Source organism: Mycobacterium sp. (genome assembly GCF_052145595.1).
Lineage (GTDB): Bacteria > Actinomycetota > Actinomycetes > Mycobacteriales > Mycobacteriaceae > Mycobacterium.
The window spans coordinates 1-6,534 of sequence record NZ_JBKQOI010000168.1; the positions used below are offsets into that span (position 1 = coordinate 1).

Genomic DNA, 6,534 nt, shown 5'->3' on the forward strand with positions numbered 1-6,534 from the left:
CGCTCCTGCTGTTCGCTCTGGTCGTCACTCCTGCCGCAACCGCGATCATGCTGACCCCCCGCCCGGTCATGGCCATGGTCGCCTCGACGGCGATCAGCTTGAGCGCGGTGTGGCTTGGACTGGGCGCATCAGCCATGTTCAACCTGCCGCCGAGCTTCCCTATCGTCACCATCGCCTGCGCCTGCTGGTCGATCGTCTGGGCCAGCAACCGCCGTTGGAGGGCCGTCGCCCAAGGATTGGAATCGTCGCCGGCGGCATCACTCACTCCGACTTCTCGGTAAGCCGAAGCCGAAGCGGCGACGTCGAAGCAACGACGCGGTATGCCGGCGAATTCGCTGACGCTCGTCATTGACAGGTGCCAATGAAATTCTCTACGGTAGGGGCGTGGCTTCGACGACATCGGACACCCAACCCGCTCCGCAAGTCATGGGAGTACGGGAGGCCCAGAGGCTTCAGACGCGAGCGCGTGTTTTCGACGCCGCAGTGACGGAGATCGGCCGGTCTGGATTGGCAGGCGCGGATGTCGCGGCGATCGCAGCCGCGGCGGGGGTGGCCCGCGGCACGTTCTATTTCCACTTTCCGACCAAAGAACACGTGCTAGTCGAGTTGGAGCGCGCAGAGGAGCTCAAGATCGTCGCGGCGCTCGACAACCAAGCCACTGAACGGGCCGATCTGACGTTGATGCTTACGCGCCTGGTGCATCAGGTGGTCGCGGCCGAACGGCGGTTGGGCCCGGCGGTCTTCAGGGACATGCTCGGATTGCACTTCTCCGCGACGCGGCCAGTCGAGGACGAGTTGGCGGAGCATCCGTTGGCGGACTTCCTAATCGCCGCTATTGCCCAAGCGCAGACTGCGGGAAGGGTGGCTCGCAACGCCGACGCGGGAGAACTAGCGGTGATCTTCCTAACAGGGCTGTTCGCGTTGCTGGCGACCGCCGCGGTTGCGTCCGCGGACCGACACGTTCTGTTGGATCGGTATGTGACGACGATTGTTCAGGGAATGGAGGCTCGATGAGCGGCTTGGGTATTGAGGGCTACCTCGATTACCTGACACGACGCGATGGCGAAGCCGATCTGTTGCATCGCCGCCTCGCCAGTCGCGAGGAGTTCTTCGCTGGGTTGGAGGCGGACCCTGTCCGCTCGGCCCGCTTCATCGATCGGAAGGTGTTCACGCGAAACCTGCACCGCCGGCGGCCGGAGCCAGGTGTCGAGCCGGAGATGCTGTTTTTGTTGGCCACCGCCAAGCTGAACCAGGCGGAGCGGTTCGGCGTGGACTTGGGGGATACCTATGGGCGTATCGGAAGGGAGGACGAGGCACCCGAGCGGATGTACCTCGCGCTCGAGGAGCACTATCACACCCGCATGCTGGCCTACGTGCTGGACGCGTTCGATCTGCCGTTCCAGGTAGTTGTCCCGCCGTTCGTAATGCGCCAGTTCGTCAAAATCAATGTGTTCCTTCCCGAGCGGTTCGGGTTCGCGTTCGTGGGTGCGGCGGAAATGGCCGGCTGCATAATGTTCGACGAGCTGCGTCGCGTCGGCGTTGAGTTGTTCTCCGACGAACCTGACGTTGCCGCGCGCATCGAGCGGCTCTACAGCGAGATCCTCACCGATGAGGTGGGCCACGTCGGCTACTGCGCGGCGCGCTGCACCCCCGCGGAACGGGCGGTAATGCGTTGGCTCTACCCGCGTTTCGGACGGCTGCTTGCTCGCCAGACCTTCGAGATCAGTCTCCTCATCGAGCCGGACAAACTTCACGCCCGTCTTGACCGGCCCTTCGATGTGGACGAGCTCACTGCCGGCCTGTCGAACGAGACATTTCTTGCCGCACACCCCTGACCGGCCTTGGGGCCAGTTCCAATGACTTGTACTCGTCGAGATGCATTGGCTTCTCCTATGATCCGGGCCGCTTGCGCGCCCCGGCCAGCAGCACTTCAGTGGCGTCGACGTTCTCCCAGCTGAAGCCTGGCCGGCCGAAATGGCCGTATGCCGCTGTCTTGCGATAGATCGGCTCGCGCAGCTTCAAATGGTCGATCATCCCCTTCGGCGACAGCGGGAAGACGTCTCGCACCAGCGCCGAAAGCGCGCCATCGGCGAGCCCGCTGGTGCCGAAGGTATTCACCATGACAGACATCGGATCGGCTTGTCCGATGCAGTAACCCAACTGCAGCAGGCATTCGTCGGCCAGCTCGGCGGCACCGATGTTCTTGGCGATGTAGCGGGCCATGTAACCGGCCGAACGATCCACCTTGGTCGGATCCTTCCCGCTGAAGGCACCACCGCCGTGCATCGCCCAGCCGCCATAGGTGTCGACGATGACCTTGCGGCCGGTCAGCCCGGCGTCGGCCTGCGGGCCGCCCACCAGGAACTTGCCGGCGCCGTTGACGGTGAACCTGGTCTTCTCGTCCGCGAGGTCGCCGAGCACCGGGTGCACGACGGCGTCGATGACCTGTTGCTTGGCCTCCTCGGCCATGCGCTTGCGATCGGGAGTCACGACATCGGATGTGTGCTGGCACGCCAGCACCACGTGCTCCACCCGCACCGGCTTTCCGTCGCGATACTCCACCGTCACTTGCGACTTCCCGTCGGGTCCGAGGAAGGGCAGCACCTTCTGCCTGCGCACCTCGGAGAGGCGCATGGCAAGCCGGTGGGCGAGCATGATGGGCAGCGGCATCAACTCGTCGGTCTGTCGACACGCGAAACCGAACATGATCCCCTGGTCTCCGGCGCCGAGTTCTTCGCCGGCGCGGGACACGCCTTGAGCTATGTCCGGTGACTGCTGGTGAAACGCCCGCAGGATGCCGGCGGTGTTGACGTCGTAGCCGTAGAGCGCCGAGGAGTAGCCGATCTCGTTGCCCAGGCGGCGGACCAGGCCCTCGACATCGAGGGGCGCCCGCGTGGTGATCTCCCCGCCGATGATCATCATGCCCAGCGTCACATAGGTTTCGCAGGCCACCCGTGATTCGGGATCCTCCGCCAAGCAGGCGTCCAGCACCGTGTCCGAGACTTGGTCACAAAGCTTGTCGGGATGGCCCTCGGTGACAGACTCCGACGTGAAGACCATGTTTGGCGGATACATCGGCATACGGCGACTCCGACTTCGGCACGAGGACTGCCCACGCTTAATAGATCGCCGGGGATCCTACGCCCGACGCATTGCGGCTAAGTCGACGCAAGCCGCACGCCGCACCGCCTTAGGATCTGTTGATGACCTCTGGTGGCCGCCGATGACCGCTGATCTCCATGGCGCCTGAAACGTTTCTGACCCACGGGCCCGGCGGTGTTCGCATCGTCGCTGACCGCGTGGGCGATCCTGACGCGCGTGCGGTGGTGTTCTTGCACGGCGGCGGCCAGACCCGTCGCTCGTGGGCCCGGGCGGCCGCCGCCGTCGCCAAGCGTGGGTGGCAGGCCGTCACGATCGACCTGCGCGGCCACGGAGAATCCGACTGGTCAGGCGAAGGCGACTATCGCGTCGTCAGCTTCGCCGGCGATGTCCAAGAGGTGCTGAGCAAGCTGCCTCCGCAACCGGTGCTCGTTGGCGCGTCCCTGGGTGGATTCACCTCGATGCTTCTCGCCGGGGAGATCGCGCCGGGTATCGCCAGCGCCGTCGTTTTGGTCGACATCGTGCCCAACATGGAGCAATCCGGGGCGAATCGGATACACGCCTTCATGGCCGACCGGGTGGAATCGGGCTTCGGCTCACTCGATGAGGTCGCGGACGCGATCGCCGAGTACAACCCGCATCGGCCCAGACCAACCGATCTGCAGGGCTTGACCACCAACCTGCGCCGCCGCGGCGACCGCTGGTATTGGCACTGGGACCCGCAATTCATCAGCGGCACTGCGGCGTTTCCCCCGTTTGAGGTCACCGACCCCGATCGGATGCACGAAGCCGTGGAGGCGATCCTGCGTCGCGGCGTGCCCATGCTATTGATTCGCGGTCAGATGAGTGACCTCGTCAGCCAGGAGCGCGCCGACGAATTCCTCGCACGCTTTCCCCAGGTGGAGTTCACCGATGTGCGCGGCGCAGGACACATGGTCGCCGGGGATCGCAACGACGTTTTCGCCAGCGCTGTCCTGGATTTCCTCGCCCGGCACGTCGACGATTGATGACTTACCGCTTGCCGACTGCGCCGATCACGACCGCTTTGACCCTTCGTACGCCCGACCGCTGACGCAGCCGAAAGGCGTTCGCGCTGTTACCATGCTGCCCTGCAGAAGCGGAGGAGGGCGGCGTGACCACACCTTGGCCGCGGGGCTTGGGCTGGTCGGTGCAATGGTGACGGTCGTTGTCGTGGACGCGACCTCGTTGGCGAACCCCGCGCGGGCAAATCCGGGTGTGACGCCGGGCATGCTGGTCGAAGATGAAAGCAGTTCGTGCACAGCGGGTTTTGCGGCCCAGGGCTACGACGGCAGCTATTACCTCATGACCAGTGGACACAGTGACAAGCACGACGGTTCGGTGTGGACGGACGGGAACGACGTCCCGCTCGGGAGGATCACCGCCAGCGAGCAAGAAGGCGACAATAGGGACGCCGCGGTCATCCTCCTCGACCCGGGCGTCGGTGCGCCAAGAGGTGACGTCGGCGGCAAGTATCGAGTCCGGGATGTGTTGAGCGGCACGCAGATTCAGATCGGCATGCCGTTTTGCAAGATCGGCGCGGCCACCGGCGAGACCTGTGGTGTCGTCGCGGACGTGGAGGGCGACGTGGTCGAAACCAACGTGTTCAGCCTCAACGGCGACAGTGGCAGCCCCGGTTTCGTGAAAAACCCGGACGGCACCGTGAGCGCGGTCGGCCTGTTGATGTCTTCGCCCGAGGGCGACGATCACACGACGTACTTCGTACTGGTGAATCCGCTGCTGGGCAAGTGGGGCTTGCGCGTTCTGCCCTGAGGTGTGCTGACCACCGGTCATATCAGCGCAGGCAGCGTTGCGCGAAAATCAACGTTTGCAAATCGTGGTACGGGGTATCCGCCGGAGCGGCGTTGGGGGGCCCGAGGGTCCGCTTGTGTTGACGGGGCCAAGATGAACCAAGATGACGGTAGCGACACCAGCGACACGAAGGAGAGCAGTAGTGAACCGTGGGATCGTGGTCGGCATAGCGGGCGTGGCCGTGGTGGTCGCGACTTGCGCCGGCTGTTCGAGCAACAAGTCCAATACCGGAGCATCATCGAGCTCAGCGCCGTCGGCGGCCGGCCCGCAGGTCACCGTCGACGGTCAGAATCAGAACGTCACCGGCCAGGTCACGTGCAACTCGGCTAACGGCGTCACCACCATCGGGATCGGTGACGCGACAGCCGGGGTCGGCGCGGTGGTCAGCAACGACAATCCGCCGATTGTCCATTCCGTCGGGCTGGGCAGCGTCAGCGGAATCGCGCTCGGGTTTTCCGACGCCGCTCCCAACCAGGCCAGCAACGCTGGAGCCGCGGTCAACGGCAAGTCCTACGCGATCAAAGGCACCGCGACGGGTACCGATATGAGTAACCCCAACCAGCCGCAGCAGGTGACCAAGTCATTCGAGATGGACGTGACCTGCCCCTAACGCAGGCGACCGACACCCGAGAGGGGAACGCAGGTATGTCAGCAATATCTATGAAACGTGTTGTCAGCGCGGCGGCGGTCGCCGCGGGTCTGGGCATCTCCGCAATGACGGTGAACCCGGTGCTGGCCAACTCCGCCCCGCTGGACCCGCCGCCGCCGTGCCCGAACTGCCACGGTGGCGGTGGCGGTGGTGGCGGCGGCAACCCTGGCGGGGCGCCGGGCGGCGGGTCGCCGGCCCCGCAGAACCCACCGCAGACTCATGAGCCGCCGGCGACCCAAAGCCAGCCGCCGGCGACCCAAACCCAGGCGCCGGCGACCCAAACCCAGCCGCCGGCCACACACAGCACTGCGCCGCCGGCCACCCAAAGCACCCAGCCGCCGGCCACCCAAAGCACGCAGCCATCGGGGACACATGGCAGCGAGCCGCCCAGGACGGAAACCACCCAGCCCGGCGGACAAACGACGCCGCCGAGCGCACAAACCACCGCGCCGGCCAACGGACAAACCACCCCGCCGCCCAGCCGGGAGGCGCGCCCGGCGCTTAATCCGCCGAGCACGCAGCCTCCCCACCCGCCCTACGTTCCGCGCCAGGATCTGGTCACTGCTAGCGCGCAAATAGGCGGCCCCGGCGGTGTGAATGTCCAATTCAGCATCGTGGGCCGCGGCGCGCCACCACCGCCGCCGGCGCGAGGGTGGGGATGGAACGACGGTCCGGCTCCGGGCCACGCGCCACCCAACTGGGTGGGGCCGCCGCCTCAGGGCGGTTGGGACGGTCCGCCGCCTCCCGGTGGTTGGAACCGTCCGTGGTCGGGCCCGCCCCGCGATGTGCTAGCCGCGCGGACTGACTTCGGCCCGTTCAACTACAACACCTTCACCGTCTTCCCGGTCTTCAATTGGTATTACGGAGGTTGGGGTTACTGGTTCTTTGGTGTCTGGGTCCCGCTCTACTGACGGCATAGCCCCACCCTTTGTGAAAGCCGCCCCCGACATTCGTCG

At 65.5% G+C, this 6,534-nt stretch carries 8 protein-coding genes; 7 read left to right on the forward strand and 1 reads right to left on the reverse strand.

Annotation, left to right across the window (positions count from 1 at the left end):
* The 3 genes from ACLP4W_RS15550 to ACLP4W_RS15560 form a co-directional block, all read left to right on the forward strand.
* On the forward strand, positions 1-281 hold a 281-nt coding region (locus tag ACLP4W_RS15550), incomplete at its 5' end, for a metal ABC transporter permease (protein WP_442387347.1).
* Positions 282-384: 103 nt separating this feature from the next.
* Positions 385-1,014, forward strand: coding sequence for a TetR family transcriptional regulator (locus ACLP4W_RS15555; RefSeq protein WP_442387349.1), 630 nt, complete (start codon positions 385-387; stop codon positions 1,012-1,014).
* Positions 1,011-1,835, forward strand: a complete 825-nt coding sequence (locus ACLP4W_RS15560; protein WP_442387351.1) for a hypothetical protein — start codon at positions 1,011-1,013, stop codon at positions 1,833-1,835. The genes ACLP4W_RS15555 and ACLP4W_RS15560 overlap by 4 nt, the downstream gene beginning before the upstream one ends.
* 55 nt (positions 1,836-1,890) lie before the next feature.
* Here the strand turns inward: ACLP4W_RS15560 and metK are convergent, their stop codons facing one another.
* Entirely contained in the window at positions 1,891-3,075 is a 1,185-nt protein-coding gene (metK, locus tag ACLP4W_RS15565) for a methionine adenosyltransferase (RefSeq protein ID WP_442387359.1), read from the reverse strand.
* 164 nt (positions 3,076-3,239) lie between these two features.
* Here metK and ACLP4W_RS15570 point away from each other — a divergent pair, with 164 nt between their 5' ends.
* The 4 genes from ACLP4W_RS15570 (at position 3,240) to ACLP4W_RS15585 (ending at position 6,489) form a co-directional block, all read left to right on the forward strand.
* Positions 3,240-4,106 (forward strand): alpha/beta fold hydrolase, encoded by an 867-nt coding sequence (locus tag ACLP4W_RS15570; protein WP_442387353.1) that lies wholly within the window; start codon positions 3,240-3,242, stop codon positions 4,104-4,106.
* Positions 4,107-4,272: 166 nt separating this feature from the next.
* Entirely contained in the window at positions 4,273-4,890 is a 618-nt protein-coding gene (locus ACLP4W_RS15575) for a trypsin (RefSeq protein ID WP_442387361.1), read from the forward strand.
* 181 nt (positions 4,891-5,071) lie between these two features.
* Positions 5,072-5,539 carry a lipoprotein LpqH gene (locus ACLP4W_RS15580; RefSeq protein WP_442387355.1) on the forward strand — a complete coding sequence of 156 codons (468 nt, stop codon included), beginning with the start codon at positions 5,072-5,074 and terminating at the stop codon, positions 5,537-5,539.
* Positions 5,540-5,589: 50 nt separating this feature from the next.
* Positions 5,590-6,489 (forward strand): MAP_0585 family protein, encoded by a 900-nt coding sequence (locus ACLP4W_RS15585; protein WP_442387357.1) that lies wholly within the window; start codon positions 5,590-5,592, stop codon positions 6,487-6,489.
* Positions 6,490-6,534 lie beyond the last annotated feature (45 nt).